Consider the following 21,066-nt stretch of genomic DNA (forward strand, 5'->3'; position numbering starts at 1 on the left):
AAATGCAAAATCAACATTCTCGTTTAATTATTTTAGGTTCGGGACCTGCGGGTTATAGTGCAGCCGTATATGCAGCTCGTGCCAACCTGAAACCGACATTGATTGCTGGACTACAATTAGGAGGGCAATTAACAACAACGACTGAGGTTGATAATTGGGTTGGTGATGTTGAGGGCTTAACGGGTCCTGTACTTATGGAGCGTATGCAGGCGCATGCTGAACGCTTTGGTACAGAAATGGTCTATGATCACATCAATGAAGTAGATCTCAAAACTCGTCCATTTATACTCAAAGGTGATATGGGTGAATACACCTGTGATGCACTGATTATTGCAACAGGTGCAACGGCTCAATATCTAGGTCTTGAGTCTGAGGCAGCTTTCATGGGGCAAGGTGTGAGTGCTTGTGCAACTTGTGATGGTTTCTTCTATAAAAACCAAGATGTTATGGTGGTTGGTGGTGGTAACACTGCGGTTGAAGAAGCTTTATATCTTTCAAATATTGCAGCACATGTAACCTTGGTTCACCGTCGTAACAGCCTACGTTCTGAAAAGATTTTGCAAGACCATCTTTTTGCCAAAGAGAAAGAGGGCAAAATCAGCATTATCTGGAACCATCAAGTCGATGAAGTTTTGGGTGACAACACAGGTGTAACGGCGGTTCGTATTAAATCTACTCAAGATGCAAGTATCCAAGATGTTCAAGTGCAAGGCTTGTTTGTTGCGATTGGACATAAACCCAATACTGGAATGTTTGAAAGTCAATTGAACCTACGTGATGGCTATATCCAAGTCAAAAGTGGAACTGCGGGTAATGCAACGGCTACATCTATTGAGGGTGTATTTGCTGCGGGTGATGTGGCAGACAGTATTTATCGTCAAGCGATTACCTCGGCTGGTTCGGGTTGTATGGCAGCATTGGATGCCGAAAAGTATCTTGATCAATTTATCGATTAAGAATAGTCATTTAATCTCCTGAAAATTATATAAAAGAAGCTCAATCTGTTATACAAACTGAGCTTCCCATTTAAGTTATTTTTTATTAATTACTGAGTTTCTTGATAACTAATATAAATGCTCATTAGATTTCACAGTAACATTATCATTCACTTCATTAGCTATACATTTTTTATTTTTAAACCACTAATATAATTAAGTTGATGGAAAATATCTCAAATCATATCTAATCCAAATGATTTAGGTTTCACTCTATTTAAATCCATTTGGATTAAAGTACTAATCAATCTCTTTTTCTATCTTTTGATTCCGCTCAGCTCTTTAATCTTTTTATCTTATTAGAATTGTACTATAACAATCCCTCCCACCGCACTCAGTAATACAACAAGCCAAGGTGGCAGCTTCCAAAAAACCAACAACAGATAGGCAATTATTGCCAAAGCAAAATCAAGTGGTTTTAAAATTGCACTTGTCCAAACTGGATTATAAAAAGCAGCTAACAGTATTCCTACTACGGCAGCATTTGCCCCCATCATCGCACGTTGTGCAATAGGGAAATGACGTATTTTTTGCCAGAAAGGCAATACTCCCAATACAAGTAGAAATGCTGGTAAAAAAATCACCACCAAGGCAATGAATCCACCCAACCAACCGTTAGGTTCTGGTTGAGCAATAGCTCCAAGATATGCTGCAAAAGTAAATAAGGGGCCAGGGACGGCCTGAGCTGCGCCATAACCTGCTAGAAATGTATCATTAGTAACCCAACCCTCTCCAACTACAGATGCCTGCAAAAGTGGTAGTACCACATGCCCCCCACCAAATACTAACGCACCAGCTCTATAAAAACTGTCAATGAACATAATCAGATGGTTCTGAGTGATTGATGCTAATAGAGGTAAGATAAGTAAAAGAGCAAAAAATAATGTTAAGGCCAATATTCCCATCCACCAACTGACTTTCGTTGGTATTGTTGTTGCTGGTAAAGATGGAACTTTTTTTAAAAATATTATACCTAAGCAAGCACCACCAATAATAACAACAATTTGCCCCAAAGCAATTGAAAACAAGCTAATGGTAACAGCCGCTACTATAGCCATGCTAATTCGTAGTCGATCTGGACAAAGACTTTTTCCCATTTGCCATAAGGCTTGAGCTACTATAGCAACCGCTACAACTTTCAGACCATGTAAGCCCCCTGTACTTAAAACACCATTCAGTTGAGATAAGCCTAATGCAAAACAAATTAAAGCTATTGCTGATGGCAAAGTAAAACCAAGCCATGCAGCAATAGCCCCCCAATAACCAGCACGTGACAATCCTAGTGCAATTCCAACTTGACTACTTGCTGGACCTGGAAGAAATTGGCATAACCCAACTAAATCTGCATAAGCATGGTCACTAAGCCACTTGCGACGTTCAACAAACTCCGTATGGAAATAGCCAAGATGAGCAATAGGTCCGCCAAAAGAGGTCAATCCTAGTTTCAAAAAAGCAAAAAATACCTCCAAGACAGAGGCTCTATGTGGAATTTCATCCTGTTGCACATGGCTGGTCATGCAAATTATCCTATGTTCAATTCTATTTACAAATTTCAATAGCATTAAATAGGTTACACTCCCTTTTATTTAATGCATATTAAAAACATCAAGATAATGCTAGTTAATATTTAAATTTGGGTCCAAAATCGTAAATTTTACAGATGATGTTTTAGGCAACCAATATGAATGCCCATTAAACATTACCGCAAAACCATCCTTGACCTTTGTAACCATCCCTACTTTAACTTTTAAAGCATCAATGTAAGAAAGTTGATGAAAGTACCTAATGCCACTCTATTCTATTGCTGTAAATGACAATAAAGCCATCCGATGAGTTACAGTACTGGCTGAGGCTCCATCCCTAAGTGCTCACGGTACTGCTGAGGTTCCAATGCCAGAAAGGATACAAATGGTTAAACCAAAACTTTCATTGACGGAGATAAAACCTAAATATGAAAAAAGAAAGATTAGAATTAAAGGGATTAGATATTGAGGTAATACAAAAGGATAGCTGATTTTTTGTTTTTGGGGCAAAGAATGATTAATGGTTTGAGCACCTAAGTGAAGCATGACTAACCAAGATGAAAGGGGTGCCAAAACTGTTAAGAAATCATTCATTTTGATAGTCTATTCCTAAAGCTTTACAATTCCAAAATTATATTTATCATAGTCTTACTGTAACCAAGAAATCATACCAAGCTAAAGTTACTATATCTGTTTATGAATAATAGGACAGGCAAAGTGTTAATCGCAAATTTAAGCCTAATATTACATCTTCTTGTAGTGGTGCACAGCAGTCCTGATGATGGTTGTGGTGTTATTTCCTATTGATGATAACAAGCGATTGATTCTGCTTAGCCTGAATAATCAAATAGGAAATAACTTGAGTGCTATTAATCAATAATTACAGCCCTGATTGTATTCAGCATCTTCATAGGTGAATGTAATACTGTAGACAGGATCAGTTTTTCCCTCGGCTTCAAAGACCGCATTATATTCACCCTCTGCTCCAATCCGAGTCGAGAAAGTATATTGGTCTGCATACCGCAGTTCCTGAATATCAGTACAGCCACGCTTGAGTTTTGTTTTCACATTATTAAAGGTGTCTTTTTTGAGTTGAATGCGTTTGTCATTGACAACAGCAACTAAACTGGAAGTATTACCTGTGGTCATCGCACTTAGCTTTTGCAAACCGTACTGACCATAAGCTGCATAAACCTGGGTGCTACCAAATTTCCATTCGTTATACCCCTTGCCACTTGAAGAGGGTTTGCCCAGTTTTTGGGTTAAAGTGTTACGTGTATCATCCATCGTAACCTTTTTACCATTGATGAGCATGTGGTCAATCGCAAAGGCAGAGCTTGTAGACGCTGTGAATAAAGCAGCAATGATGAGTTTTTTCATGAGTCTTTCCTTGAATATAAATGTTTAAATTATTTGGAACGCAATACTAGTGCGCCAATAATGACCAGTATTAAAACGCCACCAATAAATTTGCCTACAGATGGGAACATAACCGCAGGCCAGACGATGCCTCGACCAATGTGATAAGCGAATGATTTGTAGCTGTATTGACCCCAGAAGTTCTGGTAAACCGTAAAAAAGAAGCCAATAATGAAATAACCACCGATTACCCATGCCTTAATGTTTTCTTTCATGATTTATCTCCCCCAGTTGCAAAGTTCACCAGTAGCATGAACAGCCCCAGTAAAATCATAAATCCAATAAAAGGTAAGCCTAGAAATGCAATGGCAATGATGACGACGATAATTCCTGCAATTGCTCGCATGGCTTACTCCTTCATACATTGCATGCCATATCGTACAATTTCATCTTGAAATTCGGCTGTTTGGCTAATGATATAAAATTTTTCTTCCAGTCGATCTGCGCCATATTTATCTTCAATTTTTTCATAGACACATTCACAGGTAGAGCTATCAGCACCGCCCATTTTGCAGCCCTTAACAAATTCACGTTCAGATTTGCTGGCACAGCCTGAGATCACCCCAGTAAGGAAGAGTATAGATAGGACTGTTAAATAAGTTTTCATAATGACCCCCGTCATTTAATTCTTTGAAATGATTATTGTTGTTTTATTCAGCGTGAGGTAAGCCATAGAAAAAACAGGCGAAAGCAACCCTTGATACGCTGGGGTATCCTAAAAATATTCAGGCTGAATAGCTCAACAAATTAAGCCAATGAAAATGGCTAAATCGACATTAAATGTTTTGGGGGAATGAGTGGGGGTGAGAATAGATTTGTCATGGCTGACTCCTTAGCTAATAAAGAAATCCTGCCATATCACTGTCAAATGATGGTGGCAGAACGAGAGCGGGTTGACAGACTGATAGCTAAGAATCAGCACGCGCAAGCGCGTCCCTCTCCCGTTCCACCCTAACGGTGTGCAGAGAAAGGTACGCACAAGAAACACATACAACATGTATCGTTGTGCGCTTAGCTAAATCGGTCTGTCAAAACCGACTGACCATGTGGGTCAGCAAGGGAATGATAGTTTTTTTAGATAAATAAATCAATTAAGAAGAGATATGTTTTTGTGATGATACTGGTTGAATAAATAGACTATCTTTATGGAAATTTGAGTGATGCCAGATGATAGAGTGGTCTGATGATTACTAAGAATAATCAAGGTTGTAACAAGGTGGTTTTCTAAAATTAAAAAAATTTTTCCTGTTCCAAGAGCAAAAATTTATACGAAATTTACGCCCTTAAATTTCCAGATTATTAAAATATCTTTCTAGGAGATTGTTCTATACACAGGAAAATTCATGGGTTTCTTTAGGTCTGCTGCTGAAAGTAATCGTTTGCACAACATATTGCTTAACCAAAAAGGTCTCTTGGACGGTTTTCAAACAGAGAGATTGGTTGAGCAGTATGCGGTTGTATCGCCAGAAATACAAAAATTGATTATCCAGATTCTCAAGGAACGAGGCTATTCAAAAAGTGAAATAGAACAATTATTGAAGCAGTGATTTTATGCAAAATTTACGTCTGCCGTTTTTTTCAATATAGATAATTTACGCTGTCAATTTCCATACTCATGCTGATCTATTTTTAAATGGCATTTGCAATGTGGGAATTTATTTTTGTATTTTTATTTTCCTTAGTGTTGGCATATCCACTTGGTGGATATCTTGCAAAAGTAATGCAGGCAACACCAATGAAATCTGACATCCTGTTTAACTGGATAGAGAAACCGCTTTATGCAGTGATGGGTGTTAAAAATGCTGGTATGAATTGGCGACAGTATATGTTCGCTTTTTTAATCAGTAATATTGCTTTGCTTGCAATCAGTGTCGTCATTTTAATGACACAGGCTTGGCTACCCCTCAATCCTGACCATATCCCCAATATGAAATGGGATTTGGCTTTACATACCGCCATTTCATTTTTAACCAATACCAACCAGCAGCATTATTCTGGTCAAGCCCAGTTATCTTATTTTGCCCAGATGACTGTGATTACAGGTATGCAGTTTATTTCGCCCCTGATTGGTCTCGCCCTTGTGGTGGCAATGTTAAGAGCATTGTTCTTACAGGAAAAGTTAACCAATAGTATTAAACGCAACTGGAATGAGGTTAATTTAGGCAACTATTGGCAGGACATCATTCGTCCGTTATTCCGTTTTATGATTCCATTGGCAATGGTTTGGTCACTATTGCTGACCAGTCAGGGTGTGCCATCCACTTTATCCAGTGGACCAAGCGTACAAACCGTAGAACAACATGCAGAATTTAGCTCGCAACAGATTCCACTTGGTCCAGTTGCGCCAATGGTTGCCATCAAGCAACTGGGCAGTAATGGTGGTGGTTGGTATGGTCCAAATAGTACTGTGCCTTTAGAAAATCCAACACCACTTTCCAATCTTCTTGAAATGATTGCCATTTTATTGATTCCAATGGCTGTGATTTTTATGATTGGAAAATTGGTCAATCGTAAGAAATTAATGTTGATGGTCTTTGGCACGATGATGCTGATGTCATTAATTTCCACATCACTGGCATTTTGGACAGAAAAAGCTTCATTAAGTGTTAATCCTGCCTTGATGGAGGGGAAGGAATTGCGTTTTGGTACAGAGGCATCCGCATTATGGGGAACTTTAACCACGCAGGTTAATAATGGTTCAGTCAATATGATGCACGACTCAGCCTCGCCACTCACAGGTTTGGTTGAGCTATGTAATATGCTGATGAATGCCATCTGGGGGGGGATTGGCTGTGGTTTATCTCAATTCTTTATCTACTTATTTATTGCAGTCTTTATCGCTGGTCTGATGACAGGGCGAACACCTGAAGTCTTCGGACGCAAAATTGAAGTCACCGAAATCAAACTGTTGGCGGTTGTGATTGTATTACAGCCTGTGATGTTACTGACTCTAACCGCAATTACATTAGCAATGCCAAATTTAACAGGCAATTCCAATCCATCATTTCATGCGATTAGTCAGGTCTTTTATGAATATGTGTCTGCCTTTGCCAACAATGGTTCAGGTTTTGAGGGACTTGCAGATAACACCGTTTGGTGGAATCTAAGCACAAGTATTGCCTTGCTTGCGGGTCGTTACAGCATCCTGATTATTCCTGTGCTGATTGCTGTCAGTTTAGCCAGCAAGGTACAAGGTTCTGAAAATAAAGGCTCTTTACAGATTGAATCACTGACATTTGCCTTAACTTTGGTGGGTATCGTACTGATTCTGACCTTGTTGCAATTTATGCCTGTGTTGGTTCTTGGACCAATTGCTGATTATGTATCAGTACAGTTTTAACGGTGGAGCAGTCAAATGAAAACATTAAATGCAAGTAAGATGGACATCCTTAATCAGGAAATAGTGCAACAGACGTTTTATAAACTGCTACCACAACATGCGTTTAAGAATCCTGTCATGGCATGTGTCTGGGTGGGTACAGTCTTAACCTTTGTGGCAACCTTAATGGGACAAGCCAGTTTAGGGTTGGGACTGACATTAAGCCTTATTTTGTTGATTACCGTGTTATTTGCCAATTATGCCGAAGCTGTGGCAGAAGCCAAAGGTCGAGGACAAGCCTCATCCTTGCGTCAGGCAAGAGAGAATCTGTTTGCTAATCGCCTTGCTGATTTAAATGCCCAAGCGGTACGTGTTTCAGCCAATGAGTTAAAGAAAGGTGATTTAGTCATTGTTCATGCAGGTGAGTTAATTCCTGCGGATGGTGAAATCATTCAGGGTTTTGCCACCATCAATGAATCGGCAGTGACAGGAGAATCTGCCCCTGTATTACGTGAAGCCAATACTGACCGTTCAGGTGTAATTGGGGGTACAAAAGTCTTATCGGATAGCATCATTATTGAGGTCAGTAATGAAGCTGGTCATAGCTTTTTAGACCGCATGATTGCTTTGGTTGAGGGTGCAAATCGTCAGAAAACGCCAAATGAAATTGCTTTGGGAATTTTACTGAATGTGATGACGATGACCTTTATTGTGGTGGTGATTACACTGCCATTCATTGGGGGAATTGTCGGTGTCAAAATCAGTATCGTGTTACAGCTTGCTTTACTGGTGTGCCTGATTCCAACTACGATTGGTGGTCTTTTGCCTGCGATTGGGATTGCAGGAATGAACCGTGCCTTAAAATCCAATGTCTTAGCAAAATCAGGTAAAGCGGTTGAGGTTGCAGGGGATATAGATGTGCTGTTACTGGATAAAACAGGCACGATTACCTATGGAGACCGTCAGGCAACTGCATTTTATCCATTGGTAGGTATTACCCCAAGCGAATTACGTCAAGCTGCCATGCTAACTTCTTTTGCTGATCCAACCCCCGAAGGTAAATCGGTGGTCAGTCTAGGCAAGGAACTTGGAGAAAGTATCAGTGAGCCTCAAGATGCAGAATTTATCCAGTTTAGTGCAGCCACACGTTTATCAGGTGTAGATTTAGCAACGGGACAAAAAATTCGTAAAGGAGCTGTTGATGCCATCCTTAAATTCACCCAGCAGAATATTCAGGACAATATCGAACTAAAAATCAGAGTGGAACAGGTTGCTTCCAAAGGGGCAACACCTTTAGTGGTAGCATCCAATCACAATATTTTAGGTGTGATTGAACTTTCGGATGTGATTAAACAAGGCATTAAAGAACGCTTTGCCTTATTACGGCAAATGGGCATTAAAACCATTATGGTCACAGGAGATAATCCTTTGACGGCTGCTGCGATTGCTGCTGAAGCAGGCGTGGACGATTATATTGCAGAAGCCAGACCAGAAGATAAACTCGCCTGTATTCGTAATGAACAGGCAATGGGACGACTGGTGGCAATGGTTGGCGATGGAACCAATGATGCTCCTGCATTGGCTCAGGCGGATATTGGCTTGGCAATGAACTCTGGAACACAGGCAGCTAAAGAAGCAGGCAATATGGTGGACTTGGATTCTGACCCAACCAAACTGCTGGATGTGGTTGAAATCGGCAAACAGCAATTGATTACACGAGGTGCATTAACCACATTCTCACTGGCAAATGATGTCTCAAAATATTTTGTGATTTTACCTGCCTTATTCGCAGTCGCTATTCCTCAACTCAATATCTTAAACATTCTGCATCTGGATAATCCAAGCAGTGCCATTGTTTCAGCCTTAATCTTTAATGCCTTGATTATTCCAATGTTAATTCCATTGGCATTACGTGGTGTTCAGTTTAAGCCTGCCAGTGCATTACAACTACTGAGACGCAATATGCTGGTTTATGGTGTGGGTGGTGTGGTGTTTCCATTCATTGTCATCAAGTTGATTGATGTCTTGATATCCCGTTTTTTCTAGAATAAGAGGTAAATGCCATGAATATGCAACAACAACTTGCAGCAATATCGAATGAGAAACAGCCTGTTTTACGTCAAAGCATCGGGTTGGTGATGGTTGGATTTATGCTGGGTGGTGTTTTATATTGTGCGGTGAATGTGTCAATTGCCCAAATTATTTTCCCAGAGCAAGCCAATGGCAGCCTGATTGAACATCAAGGCAAAATGGTGGGTTCAGCTTTGGTGGCTCAACCATTTACAGGTCAGCAATATTTTCATCCCAGACCTAGTGCGGTGAGTTATAACCCACAAAGTGTTGGTGGTAGTAATCTGGCGGTGAGCAATCCCGATTTGCAACAACAGATCACTGAACGTAGGACAGAGTTTGCTCATGAAAATGGTATTAATCCACAGGATGTACCCAACGAGATGCTGACGGCTTCTGGTAGTGGAATTGACCCCGACATTTCCCCACAAAGTGCATTATTACAGCTAAAGCGGGTGGCACAACACCGTCAGCTTACTGAACAGCAGGTCGAGAATGTCGTCAAACAGCACATTCAACCTAAACAATTTGGCTTGTTTGGACAAGAGAGAGTCAATGTACTGCAACTGAATCTGGCTTTAGACCAATTACAACGCCCGCTTTAATGCTGAACATGAGAGAACCCGATTGATAACCATTGACCGTAATAGCAAAGCAGATGCGTGGCTGGCTCATAGCCAGCGAGAACAATCAGGGCGTTTAACCCTGTTTTTGGGCGCAGCGCCAGGTGTAGGTAAAACCTATGCCATGTTAAGCCGAGCGCATGAACTGGTCAGGCAAGGTCATCATGTCGTGGTTGGGATTGTGGAAACGCATGGGCGTATCGAAACAGAACAACTGGTTGAAGGTTTACAGGTACTGTCCCGTAAACACATCCAGTATCAAAATCGTAACCTTGAGGAAATGGATCTAGACCAGATTCTCAGCCTCAAACCTGAAATTGTGCTGGTCGATGAACTCGCTCACCGTAATGTACCCAACAGTCGGCATGAATATCGCTGGCAGGATGTAAATGAAATCTTGGATGCAGGGATTGATGTCTATAGCACCCTGAACATTCAACATCTGGAAAGCCTGAATGATGTGGTGTATCAGATTACAGGCGTTCGGGTCAGTGAAACCGTCCCTGACCTGATTTTTAAACGCCTGAAAGATGTGCGTCTGGTTGATTTACCAGTGCCTGAATTACTGGAACGGATGAAACAGGGCAAAATCTATATGCCTGAACAAACCGTTCATGCACTGGATGGATTTTTTAAACCTGTCAATTTGATTGCCTTGCGTGACCTTGCCATTCAAACCGTTGCAGGGCAAGTCGATTTAAATTATCGGGAAAAGTTTATCGCACAGGGACAGGTCATTCCTGTACAAAACCATTTAATGCTGGTGATTGATGGTTCAGAATTTTCAGAGGATTTGGTACGCCGAGCCCATCGTATTGCAGAACGGCGTAACGCACTGTGGAGTGTGATTTCAGTTCAAAAAAGTCGGCAGAAACAGCAACGAATTTTAACGGTCAATAAAGCCTTTCAACTTGCCCGTAAACTGGGTGCAGAAACTTATCTATTCTACAATGACCATGTGGCAGAAAGCATTATTCAGGCAGCTTATGATTATGGGGCATCCAATATCCTGATTTGCTATCAGCCCCAAAAAACAAGGTGGAAAAATTTATTAAATCAATCCATTACTGATAAGTTGCTGGCACAACCTCATCCCTTTGAAATTACACTGGTTCAGCCCTCCAGTCTGAAAAATAAGGATATTGCCTCGCCATCCCATCACAATAAACTTGGGTTTAATTCCCAGTTACGGCAATGGTTGGAAAGCAGCATGATTGTCTGTTTAGGATTGATCATTGCCACAGTAAGCGACCAGTTCATTGGCTATAATGATTTGGCACTTATTTTTATTATTACTGTCATGCTGGTTGCAATTAGAACACAAATGCTGATGACATTTATCAGTGTATTGGTGTGTTTTGTCCTGTATAACTACTTCTTTATTAGCCCACGTTTTAGTTTTGAAATTAATGCAAAAAATGGTGTGATTACCATTGTGATATTTTTGGTATCTGCATTATTGGTTGGGCGTTTGGCAAGCCTGTTAAAAGCTCAGGTGGTCAGTCTAAAATCTGCAAACTCCGTATCCATTCAACTTCTGGAACTGGAACGTAAATTATCGCCCTGTGTTGATTTGTCCCAAGTGGTGCATGTGGCAAAACAACATCTGGAAACTGTACTCAATGCTCAAGTCTGGTTAAAGATAGGGGAAAGATACACAACCTTAAATGTTGCATTGAATGAAAAAGAGCAGATTGCGGCAGACTGGACACAGAAAAATTTACAACCTTGTGGACGCTTTACCAATACCTTAACTCAGTCAGACTGGTGGTTTAATCCGTTAATTTTAGCCAAGCAACATGGCGTGATTGGCATCAAATTTCCAGCCAGCCAAAACATAATTTCATTTGAACAACAACGTTTAATTGAATTAATGATTGAAGATATTGCCCAGACAGCTTCCCGTATCCAACTGGCAACGGAACTGGAAGATGCCAGGGTAGTGGGAGAAACTGAAAAGTTACGTTCCGCCTTATTATCTTCGGTTTCGCATGATTTACGTTCACCTTTGGCTGCCATTATTGGTTCGGCAGACAGCTTAAAGTATTATGCTGAACATATGTCTAAACATGACCAGAATGAGTTATTGGACACCATTCACATTGAGGGTGAACGCCTTGATCGCTATATCCAGAACTTATTGGATATGACCCGATTAGGGCATCAGGGACTCACTTTAGCACGAGACTGGATTGAGGTAGATACCCTGATTCAATCTGCCACAGAGCGTTTGATTCGCTATCAACCCGATGTCAAAATTCAAAAACATATTGCTGCAAACTTGCCACAACTCTATGTGCATCCTGCATTGGTTGAACAGGCAATCTTTAATGTACTAGAAAATGCTGCTAAATTTTCACCTGACAATACGCCCGTGCAGATTACGGCAGTGCAGGATGGAAACTTTATCCAAATTGATATTATTGATGAGGGCATCGGGATTCCTGAACAGGAACGGGAGCAGATTTTTAATATGTTCTATACCATGCAGCGTGGTGATCGGGGTAAAACAGGCACAGGCTTGGGGCTATCAATTGTTAAGGCAATTATTGGGGCACATATGGGGGAGATACAGGCCTTACCTGCATTTCAAAATTACGGTACTTTAATTAGAATACGTTTACCATTGAATCTATCGGAATAGTTCATGTTGCATCATGTTGTACAAGGTTCGATTCTGATTATTGATGATGAACCCCAGATTCGTAAATTTCTGGATATTGCCTTACGTACACAAGGTTATCATCTTTTGCTTGCTGAAAATGGTCTCAAAGGATTGGAAGTGCTAGCAACACAAGGGGCAGATTTGGTGATCTTGGACTTAGGCTTACCTGATATGGATGGCAAAGAAGTATTACTTGAATTGCGACAGTGGTCGGATGCACCTGTTATCGTCTTGTCTGCCCGACCTGATGAACAGCAGAAAGTGATGCTACTTGACGCAGGTGCAAATGACTATGTCACCAAACCTTTTAGTATTCAGGAGTTGGCTGCACGGATTCGGGTATTGTTTCGGGATAAACCTGTTAAGGTTGAACAGCATATTATTTTTGATGATGGTTATTTATACATTGATGTAGCTGAACATTTAGTCAAATTAAATGGTATAGAGTTGTCCTTAAGCAAAAAAGAATTTCAGCTTCTTGCTTTATTGATACGTTATCAGGGGAAAATTATCACACAAAAACAGCTTATTGTAGAGCTATGGGGCAATACCCATGTTGAAGATACTCATTACTTACGGATTTTAGTTAAAAAGTTAAGAGATAAAATTGGTGATGTTGCAACTGAGCCTAAATACATTCAAACGATTACAGGCATTGGGCTAAGATTTACTTGTTCTATTAATTTTAATCATTAAAAGATTAGATCATTTTTAATGTAATTTTATCTGAAAATTCAGCTTAAAAACTATTCTATAAAGCTTAAATAAAAATATTTTTTCCCTCTATTCTCAACCAATTCCCCTTATTTCACTGCCTTACTTGAGATTGGAAATTCAACTTGATAGGGTGCTTTTGGCGATTGAAAAATAGAGGTTTTACTATGGCTAAAATTACAGTTTATGTATGCCGTGAATGTGGCAAGGAGGAGGATATTTGGATTGGAGAGTGTCTTCAATGTGGAGCATTCAATAGTATCAGTAAAACAATAGTTGAACGAAAGGCTCAACATCGAGCTACAGCAGGTTTAAGTCATTCTGGCTATGCAGGACAACAACATCATATTACCAAATTAAATATGGTGAAGATGAATCAGGAACTTAGGTGTTCAACAGGTATTGATGAGTTTGATCGTGTATTAGGCGGTGGGCTGGTCACTGGATCAGTGGTGTTAATTGGTGGTGACCCTGGCATTGGCAAATCAACTTTACTTTTACAAACAGCAACCCATATTGCAGAAAATCAATCCGTTTTATATATCACTGGGGAGGAGTCACTGTCACAAGTTGCCATGCGAGCTAAACGATTGGGTCTGCCACTGGACAAACTTGATGTCATGGCAGAAACAAAGGTAGAGCGTATTTGCGAAATATTAACGGAACAAAAAACCTCTATGGTGATTTTGGACTCTATTCAAACCTTATATACAGAGTCTATTCCTGCGGCTTCAGGAAATGTGTCGCAAATTAAAGAATCAGCTTCAATTTTAACCCGATTTGCCAAGCATACAGGAATATCTTTACTGATTGTTGGGCATGTCACCAAAGAGAAAGAATTGGCAGGGCCAAAAGTACTTGAACATATGGTTGATTGTGTCTTGCATTTTGAGGGACAAAGCGACTTACAGTATCGAATGCTCAGGGTGGTTAAAAACCGTTTTGGTGCGGTGAATGAGCTAAGTGTATTTGACATGACAGATCAGGGGCTAAAGGAAGTCATCAACCCAGCAACAATTTTCTTGGATCGCTATGGTGAGGCAGTTGCTGGTTCTGTTGTCATGGTCAGTCGAAATGGTGTACGACCATTTTTAGTTGAAGTACAGGCTTTGGTGAGTGAAACAGAAACTGCACCTAGACAGCTTATTTTAGGTCTGGAGCATAATCGCCTGTCGCTGCTGCTGACCATTATGAAAGAACAAGCCAAAGTAGATATTCTTAAACATAATGTCTATGTCAATATTGTGGGCGGATTGAAAATTACAGAAACAGCGTCAGATTTAGCAGTTTTGCTGGCTTGTGTATCCAGCTTGAAAAACCAACCCTTGCCTCATGATATGGCAGTGTTTGGTGAAGTAGGCTTGTCTGGTGAGATTCGGTCTGTACCCAATGCACAGGAACGTATAAAGGAAGCACAAAAGAATGGATTCAAGATTATCGTTGTCCCCAAAGTGAATCAGCCAAAACACTCTTTGGACTCTATAAAAGTGATTGCTGTGGAATATTTATACCAAGTCTTACAGATAGTTTTTGAAAATGTTGCTTTGGTTGTAAATTAAGCAGCAGTAAAAAGCCTTTGGTTCAACTTATGCTATGCTTTCATGTCGTCATGGATAAAGCAATGAATCAAGTTGTTATGCCAAATTTACCAAGATAGATGCTGATCTGATTAGGTTCTTTTATGAGCAATGAAATAGCAATCGAAAAATACCAGTCATTATTCGCTGATATAAAAAATGTAATACAACAAACACGGTTACGAGCAGCTCTTGCTGTAAATGCTGAAATGATATTGCTTTACTGGCAAACAGGAAAAATGATTGCTGAACGCCAACAGCAGGAGGGTTGGTCGGCAAAGGTTATTCCACGACTAGCGGCAGATTTACAACATGAATTTACAAGCCTAAAAGGTTTTTCAGAACGAAATTTAGGTTATATGTTACGTTTTGCTTTGGAGTATCCAGAAACTTCAATTTTGCAACAGGCTGTTGCAAAATTGCCGTGGGGACACAATATCTTATTGATGGAAAAAATTAAGGATAAAGAAGTCCGCCATTGGTATATGCAACAAACCATTGAAAAAAGTTGGTCAAGGGATTTATTGCTTAATGCTATAAAAATGGATATGTATGGTCAAACACAGACCCAGTTAAAATCGAACAATTTTAATAACACGCTTCCCGCAACTCATGCAGGCTATGCCAATGAGATATTCCAAGACCAGTATAATCTTGGATTTCTAGGAATTACTGAGCCTATCAAAGAGCTGGAATTAGAGAGACGTTTGATTGAAAAAATTAAATATTTCATACTGGAACTTGGTAAGGGATTTACCTTTATTGGTAATCAGCACCGACTGGAATATAACGGTAAAGAATATTTTGTCGATATGCTGTTCTTTCATCGTGGCTTACGAAGCCTTGTTGCGATTGAACTCAAGATAGGAAGTTTTAAAGCAGAATATGTTGGTAAAATGAACCTATATCTATCACTGCTTGATCGGTTAGAAAAATCTGAAAACGAGAATCAGTCTATCGGTATTATTCTTTGTGCCGATAAAGATCATTTAGATGTGGAAATTGCTTTGCAAGATGTAGGTAAGCCTATCGGGGTGGCTGAGTACCAACTACTATTACCTAAAGATCAACTGCAAACTTTAGTATCCAATGAATTAAGAAAATTTGAGTTGATTGATGATGAGCAAGCTGAGGGTGATGATTAATGGGTAGTTATCAGGCTATTCACAGCAATTTAGTTTATAATGAACAAGTATTGAACAAACGAGTTGGTGGAATTTTTTGTAGTAAAAATAGTAGTAAAAAACTAAATTTAAATATTTTTATATTTATTAATCAATAATTTGATTTCTTAATGTGACTGACACCGCTTCCGCCAAATATCTAAATAAGCCCTTGTTATTGCAAGGGCTTATTTTTTATCTATATGCTTACCTCTCAACCTATCCCTCATCAAACTTTGGATTTATACGATGTGGAAAAACTCTAGAGAACTCTTGGGAATTTGATATTCCCAAGTATAAAATTCTACCAGTTGACTAAAATCTATGGCAAAAAAGCGAATGATCTGCCTGAGTTTTGCCTCTGTGATTCTGGAACGGAAATAGTGTCTATTTTTTGCTTTTATCTTTTATATAAGGAAGTTGCCTTATTTTTTAATATGCTTAACTTCCTAAGCCCCATTCATTTTTATCTTATTTAATCCGATACCAAGTCTGACTTCTGCCAAGCGCAGAAATACCGATATAACCACGTCCACTAAGCTTTTTACCATCAGGTGATAATGTCGCATTAAAGCTATAAGTTTTACCTGTTTTAGGATCTAAAATTGATCCATTACCATATTTGTTCTGACCTGAGCTTTTTAAATTTTTAACAATCGCCAGTCCGTTCAATGACTTGTTCTTGTAAGGACCCTCACACTTGCTACATTGATTGGCTTCACTTGCAACCAGAATTTTTTCGATGGTCGCTGAGAGTGCACCATTTTTATCTTCACTAAATCTTACCAAAGCTCGAGGTTGATTGGTTTCATCATCCATGGTTTGCCATACAGTCCCATTGAGTTGATCTGAAGCAAAGGAATTAATGGAGTAAGATACCAGTAAACATAAAAACAAATATTTTTTCATAACAATGAATTCTCTACTTAACAAACGGTGTGTTTTTGATAGCCTAAATTGATTTTGCCATCAGCACTAAAAATATGAGATTCGACTTGGTCGCCAATTTTGAGATATTGGGAGCGTCTAGATTGGCTTTTCTTAAACAATTGCCATTTCAATTTTTCAGGTAAAAGACCCGTCATTTTAATCAGCGTGGCAGAGGGTAATCCCAATGCACAGCCTGATGGTGTGCCTGTCATGAGCACATCACCCACTTCAAAATTGGTAATCTGGGAGAATTCAGTCAATGTTTCAGCAGGCTTAAACACCAGATTCTCGGTCGAATCTTGCTGACGGAGTTCACCATTGACTTTTAGACGCAGTTGTAACTTATTTAGATAATGCATTTCCTCCTTATTCATTAAACACAAAACAGGACCAAGCGGGCAGAAAGTACGGTAGCTTTTGCCTTTATAAAACTGCATTTGCGGAATCTGGATGTCACGGGCTGAAACATCATTGCCAATACAGATCCCTGCAATATATTCATGTAGGTTTGCTGTGGTAACGCTGACACAGCCTTGCGTTTTTTTGCCTAATACCAGTGTCAATTCAATTTCATAATCCAATAACTCAACATGACTTGGTTTTTCAATCCATCCTGTTGGTCCATGAAGTGATGCCAATGATTTGGTAAAAAACATATTAAATGACTGGGTATCAGGATTGATGCCTGAATCAAGCATATGCTGGCGGTAATTGGCACCCTGACAGAGTATTTGCGATGGATGGGTAATTGGACTCAGTAATTCAATCTCATTAAGTGAGTATTTTTCCTTACTTTCAGTTGCCAATTTTGCCAGTTGTGGAATGCCATATTCAATGATTGCCTGAGTGCTTGCAAAGTCATGCTGAAAGCACATAATTTCATCATTCTGAATGAGCCCCCAACGTTTTTTGTGTTGAGAATCAATAAAATGAACAATATGTAAAGCCATAATAAATGCCCCAATCTTATTTTGAACGTTTCTTTTCCGCGATGGCAATAATTGGCTGGGTCATCCAGCGTTTAAATTTATTGCCAAAAGATTCCTGTTGATAAATTGGGCGTGGACTGGCTTCTTCATTGGCTTTTTGGTATTGAGGGAACAGGCTGAGCGCATTCGCTCTCTGAATTTTATAATGATCAGCTTCATTAAAAATACTCAGTTCTCCAAGTGTCTTAACTTGCATATGCGATACAGGCGCAGGTGCAAATGGAAAATCGCTACCAAATAAAATTCTGTCTGTGCCCACCAGTTCTTTTAATGCTGACATGGCGTAAGGTGATGGCGATAAAGCGGTATCAAAATAAAAACGCTTGATATAGGCCATGATGCCTTGAGGTGCATTTTTATTCATTTCAGTCATTAGGTTACCTAGTGAGACTCGCCATGCAACATAAGGTAGGAAACCTCCTGCATGCGCGAGAATAAACTGGATATCTGGATAGCGCTCCATCACGCCAGAGGTAATTAGATTGACCGCTGCACGTGTGGTATCGGGTAAAAATTCAAGAATAAATCCAGGTGTGCTGAGACCTAAATTTTCACTGGTCTGATGCAAATTTGGATGAATAAACACAATGGCTTTACGTTTGTTAAGCTCAAACATGAGTTCTTCAAAACGACTGTCTCCAAGAAAAATACCATTGGTACTTCCCAATAACACAATCCCATCCGCTTTAAGCACTTCTAAAGCATAGATGGCCTCTTTGCAGGCTTCAGCCGTTAATGGCATCGGCAGCACAGCAAAGAAACCAAATCTGTTTGGATAGTCTTGTCGCATTTCCGCTGTATATTCATTGCATTGACGTGCCAAGCTACATGCTTCCTGTACATCTCCAAAATAAACACCTGGTGCGGATAAGGAGACAATCGCGGTTTCTGTACCGATCTGATCCATAATGTCAATGGATTGAGCGGGTGTCCAGACAGGCAATGGTGCACCAGCAACTTTATCAATGCCTTTGTTGAGCATGGCTTCTCTAAAAACTGGAGGAACAATGTGATGATGTACGTCAATTCTTCCTTGCTGAAATATTGTGTTGGTCATAATTGATCCTCAAAAAGAGCCTTAAATTTTTTGCTTGGTCGCTAGTATTTCTAGACAACAAATTTCAATATGCTTATATTAGATCAATAGTGATTAAAATTGAACAATTGTGTTTAATAATTTTGTATTATTTTAATTGCTAAATAACATAATTTTTTTAAAGGCAATTCTAATGACAAGGAAAAAGTTTATGAAATCAATTGGTATCATTTTTATGCAGGTTTTTCTATGCAATTTTTTTATAGCATCGACATGGGCGCAAGATATTACGGGCATGTGGAAAGCAATTGATGACAAGAGTGGCTACGCAAGGGCTAAGGTCAACATTTACCAAAATAATGATGGGAGTTATGAGGGCAAAATTGAGGAGGTCTATCCTTTGCCTGGTCACGCTACAGCTTTTACAGATAAGTGTTTTCGATGTAAAGGTGAATTAAAAGACACGCCATTGAAAGGGATGAAAATCCTGTATGGTTTTAAGAAAAATATGAACAAAGCTGATGAATATAATGATGGTCATATCATTGATCCGATGAGTGGCAATGTGTATAAGGGCAGAATTAAAACCAATGCCAGTGTCACAAGAATTAATTTACGTGGCTATATCGGCACGTCCGCATTAGGCCGAACGCAGGTCTGGATGAGAATGGACTAGGATTGAATTGATAAAGAGAAAACCCGCATCATTTTATGCGGGTTTATGTTATTAAAATTTATAATTTAATTGCAGTGAAACGATATCGCCTTTTGTGTCAAAAGACCCTTTTAGGATTTGCATCGTTGGCTTACCTGCCACCACTGTTGGACTTTCTATGCTTGCCTCATTGGCAAAGATATGTGAATAACCCACATCCATACTTAGGTTTTGCGTCACTTGAAAGCCTGCACCCAAAGAAAGCCAGATTCGGTCGGTATCTGGAAAACGAACTGTTCGATCAGAGGATGACTCAACTACGGATTTATCATAAGCCATACCGAAGCGAAGCTGTGTCGCAGGGGTGATTTGATAGAGCGCACCAATACTCGATCTTAAACCATCTTTAAAATTGAGTTTTTCCTCATAGACAACCGCATTAGTCTCAGGATTGATGGCACTGAATTCTGGCAAGACTGACCAATCATACCAAGTGAATTCTGCAAGACCTGTCAATTTTGGGGTCAAACGATAGGCGCCTGCCACACTCGCACTCTGCGGCATCTTAATTTCTACTGTTGCAGGATTGTTGATCGTTGCAACTGGTGTGGTGACGGTCAGTGCGCCATACAGTTTTAGGCTTGTTTCAGAACGATAGGTCAAACCTAAATCCAGATTGTCTGTAGGTCTTAAAAATAACCCAATATTTCCTGCCCAGCCATGTCCATCACCTTTCAATTCACCTTGAGCATCGCCCAGATAAGCGGGTGGATTGGTATTGATCAGGGGAGCTGCTTTTCTGGTGAGGGTGGCATCAAAATCGAGATAATTAAGTCCCAACCCAATCATGACTTGAGGATTAATCTCATAAGCCAATGAGGTATTTACATTCACCCCAGTGACGTCGGTTTTTAATCCTTTATAACGCCCAACAAAATCCTCATCCCATTCGCCTTTATTGCCATAAAGTGGAGACACACTCATCCCCACAGCAAATGGTTGCTCACTGCGATACACATATTGAGCACTTGGAATAGCAAATTTTCGATCAATACTGGCTTCTACACGACCTATTGGAACGATGGGTGAAATGGATGAATTATTTTCTCCCTTAAACTCAGTCTTGGCTTCCACATAGGAAACTGAGCCTGATACATAATGGCCTGAACTTAAGCCCATCATGGCGGCAGGGTTATAGGCAACCACACTGGCATTTTGGGCAAGTGCTGATGAGCCTGCGAAAGCATAGCCAACTCCAGCCGCAGTCTGTGTATCGATAAAAATACCAGATGCATGGCTTAAAGAAGCAGGGCTGAGCAGTGCAATATATATTAATTTTGATTTAAGTGATCCAGTCACGATAACATCCTTGAAATTTACATGAATAT

20 protein-coding genes and 1 pseudogene are annotated in these 21,066 nt (G+C 39.9%); 10 read left to right on the plus strand and 11 right to left on the minus strand.

Annotated features, from left to right (window positions below; translation table 11 throughout):
• Positions 1 to 2: 2 nt before the first annotated feature.
• The gene (trxB, locus tag QTA56_RS01145; RefSeq protein WP_267979120.1) at positions 3 to 956 is read left to right on the plus strand and encodes a thioredoxin-disulfide reductase; all 954 of its coding nucleotides are present in this window, start codon (positions 3 to 5) and stop codon (positions 954 to 956) included.
• A gap of 338 nt (positions 957 to 1,294) precedes the next feature.
• Here the strand turns inward: trxB and chrA are convergent, their stop codons facing one another.
• From chrA to QTA56_RS01175, 6 genes are all read right to left on the minus strand, one after another.
• The gene (gene chrA / locus QTA56_RS01150; RefSeq protein ID WP_267979121.1) at positions 1,295 to 2,512 is read right to left on the minus strand and encodes a chromate efflux transporter; all 1,218 of its coding nucleotides are present in this window, start codon (positions 2,510 to 2,512) and stop codon (positions 1,295 to 1,297) included.
• A gap of 351 nt (positions 2,513 to 2,863) precedes the next feature.
• The gene (locus tag QTA56_RS01155) at positions 2,864 to 3,112 is read right to left on the minus strand and encodes a hypothetical protein (protein ID WP_267979122.1); all 249 of its coding nucleotides are present in this window, start codon (positions 3,110 to 3,112) and stop codon (positions 2,864 to 2,866) included.
• A gap of 279 nt (positions 3,113 to 3,391) precedes the next feature.
• Positions 3,392 to 3,898: a hypothetical protein gene (locus tag QTA56_RS01160; protein WP_267979123.1), complete on the minus strand. Its 507-nt coding sequence runs from the start codon at positions 3,896 to 3,898 to the stop codon at positions 3,392 to 3,394.
• A gap of 29 nt (positions 3,899 to 3,927) precedes the next feature.
• The gene (locus QTA56_RS01165) at positions 3,928 to 4,152 is read right to left on the minus strand and encodes a hypothetical protein (protein ID WP_267979124.1); all 225 of its coding nucleotides are present in this window, start codon (positions 4,150 to 4,152) and stop codon (positions 3,928 to 3,930) included.
• Positions 4,149 to 4,283, minus strand: a complete 135-nt coding sequence (locus tag QTA56_RS01170) for a hypothetical protein (protein WP_267979125.1) — start codon at positions 4,281 to 4,283, stop codon at positions 4,149 to 4,151. The genes QTA56_RS01165 and QTA56_RS01170 overlap by 4 nt, the downstream gene beginning before the upstream one ends.
• 3 nt (positions 4,284 to 4,286) lie before the next feature.
• Positions 4,287 to 4,544, minus strand: a complete 258-nt coding sequence (locus QTA56_RS01175) for a hypothetical protein (RefSeq protein WP_267979126.1) — start codon at positions 4,542 to 4,544, stop codon at positions 4,287 to 4,289.
• 736 nt (positions 4,545 to 5,280) lie between these two features.
• On the opposite strand from QTA56_RS01175, the gene QTA56_RS01180 reads away from it, so the two are divergent.
• The 8 genes from QTA56_RS01180 to QTA56_RS01215 all read left to right on the plus strand — a co-directional run bounded on the left by QTA56_RS01180 (position 5,281) and on the right by QTA56_RS01215 (position 16,050).
• Complete coding sequence (locus QTA56_RS01180) at positions 5,281 to 5,484, plus strand: hypothetical protein (protein WP_267979127.1); 204 nt, start codon at positions 5,281 to 5,283, stop codon at positions 5,482 to 5,484.
• Between the two features lie 98 nt (positions 5,485 to 5,582).
• Entirely contained in the window at positions 5,583 to 7,277 is a 1,695-nt protein-coding gene (gene kdpA, locus QTA56_RS01185) for a potassium-transporting ATPase subunit KdpA (RefSeq protein WP_267979128.1), read from the plus strand.
• A 15-nt stretch (positions 7,278 to 7,292) separates the two neighbouring features.
• Complete coding sequence (kdpB, locus tag QTA56_RS01190; RefSeq protein WP_267979129.1) at positions 7,293 to 9,302, plus strand: potassium-transporting ATPase subunit KdpB; 2,010 nt, start codon at positions 7,293 to 7,295, stop codon at positions 9,300 to 9,302.
• 17 nt (positions 9,303 to 9,319) lie between these two features.
• Positions 9,320 to 9,931: a potassium-transporting ATPase subunit KdpC gene (gene kdpC, locus QTA56_RS01195; protein ID WP_267979130.1), complete on the plus strand. Its 612-nt coding sequence runs from the start codon at positions 9,320 to 9,322 to the stop codon at positions 9,929 to 9,931.
• Positions 9,932 to 9,956: 25 nt separating this feature from the next.
• The gene (locus QTA56_RS01200) at positions 9,957 to 12,593 is read left to right on the plus strand and encodes an ATP-binding protein (protein ID WP_267980007.1); all 2,637 of its coding nucleotides are present in this window, start codon (positions 9,957 to 9,959) and stop codon (positions 12,591 to 12,593) included.
• 3 nt (positions 12,594 to 12,596) lie between these two features.
• Entirely contained in the window at positions 12,597 to 13,310 is a 714-nt protein-coding gene (locus tag QTA56_RS01205; RefSeq protein ID WP_267979131.1) for a response regulator, read from the plus strand.
• Positions 13,311 to 13,495: 185 nt separating this feature from the next.
• Positions 13,496 to 14,887: a DNA repair protein RadA gene (radA, locus tag QTA56_RS01210; protein ID WP_267979132.1), complete on the plus strand. Its 1,392-nt coding sequence runs from the start codon at positions 13,496 to 13,498 to the stop codon at positions 14,885 to 14,887.
• Between the two features lie 122 nt (positions 14,888 to 15,009).
• A complete protein-coding gene (locus QTA56_RS01215; RefSeq protein WP_267979133.1) occupies positions 15,010 to 16,050 on the plus strand; it encodes a PDDEXK nuclease domain-containing protein in 1,041 nt (346 codons plus the stop codon).
• Between the two features lie 332 nt (positions 16,051 to 16,382).
• On the opposite strand, the pseudogene QTA56_RS01220 reads toward QTA56_RS01215, so the two are convergent.
• The 4 genes and pseudogenes from QTA56_RS01220 to QTA56_RS01235 all read right to left on the minus strand — a co-directional run.
• Positions 16,383 to 16,472: pseudogene (locus QTA56_RS01220) on the minus strand (IS1595 family transposase); the annotation flags it as partial.
• 67 nt (positions 16,473 to 16,539) lie between these two features.
• The gene (locus QTA56_RS01225; RefSeq protein WP_267979134.1) at positions 16,540 to 16,977 is read right to left on the minus strand and encodes a DUF2147 domain-containing protein; all 438 of its coding nucleotides are present in this window, start codon (positions 16,975 to 16,977) and stop codon (positions 16,540 to 16,542) included.
• Positions 16,978 to 16,994: 17 nt separating this feature from the next.
• On the minus strand, positions 16,995 to 17,948 hold the full coding sequence (locus QTA56_RS01230) for a fumarylacetoacetate hydrolase family protein (protein WP_267979135.1): 954 nt from the start codon (positions 17,946 to 17,948) through the stop codon (positions 16,995 to 16,997).
• Positions 17,949 to 17,964: 16 nt separating this feature from the next.
• Positions 17,965 to 19,044: an amidohydrolase family protein gene (locus QTA56_RS01235; protein ID WP_267979136.1), complete on the minus strand. Its 1,080-nt coding sequence runs from the start codon at positions 19,042 to 19,044 to the stop codon at positions 17,965 to 17,967.
• Between the two features lie 190 nt (positions 19,045 to 19,234).
• Between QTA56_RS01235 and QTA56_RS01240 the strand changes: the two genes are divergently transcribed.
• Positions 19,235 to 19,699: a DUF2147 domain-containing protein gene (locus QTA56_RS01240; RefSeq protein WP_267979137.1), complete on the plus strand. Its 465-nt coding sequence runs from the start codon at positions 19,235 to 19,237 to the stop codon at positions 19,697 to 19,699.
• A 51-nt stretch (positions 19,700 to 19,750) separates the two neighbouring features.
• Here QTA56_RS01240 and QTA56_RS01245 read toward each other — a convergent pair whose 3' ends face one another.
• Positions 19,751 to 21,037 carry an OmpP1/FadL family transporter gene (locus QTA56_RS01245; RefSeq protein ID WP_267979138.1) on the minus strand — a complete coding sequence of 429 codons (1,287 nt, stop codon included), beginning with the start codon at positions 21,035 to 21,037 and terminating at the stop codon, positions 19,751 to 19,753.
• Positions 21,038 to 21,066: the final 29 nt, after the last annotated feature.

This window comes from Acinetobacter thutiue (assembly GCF_030385805.1).
Lineage (GTDB): Bacteria > Pseudomonadota > Gammaproteobacteria > Pseudomonadales > Moraxellaceae > Acinetobacter > Acinetobacter corruptisaponis.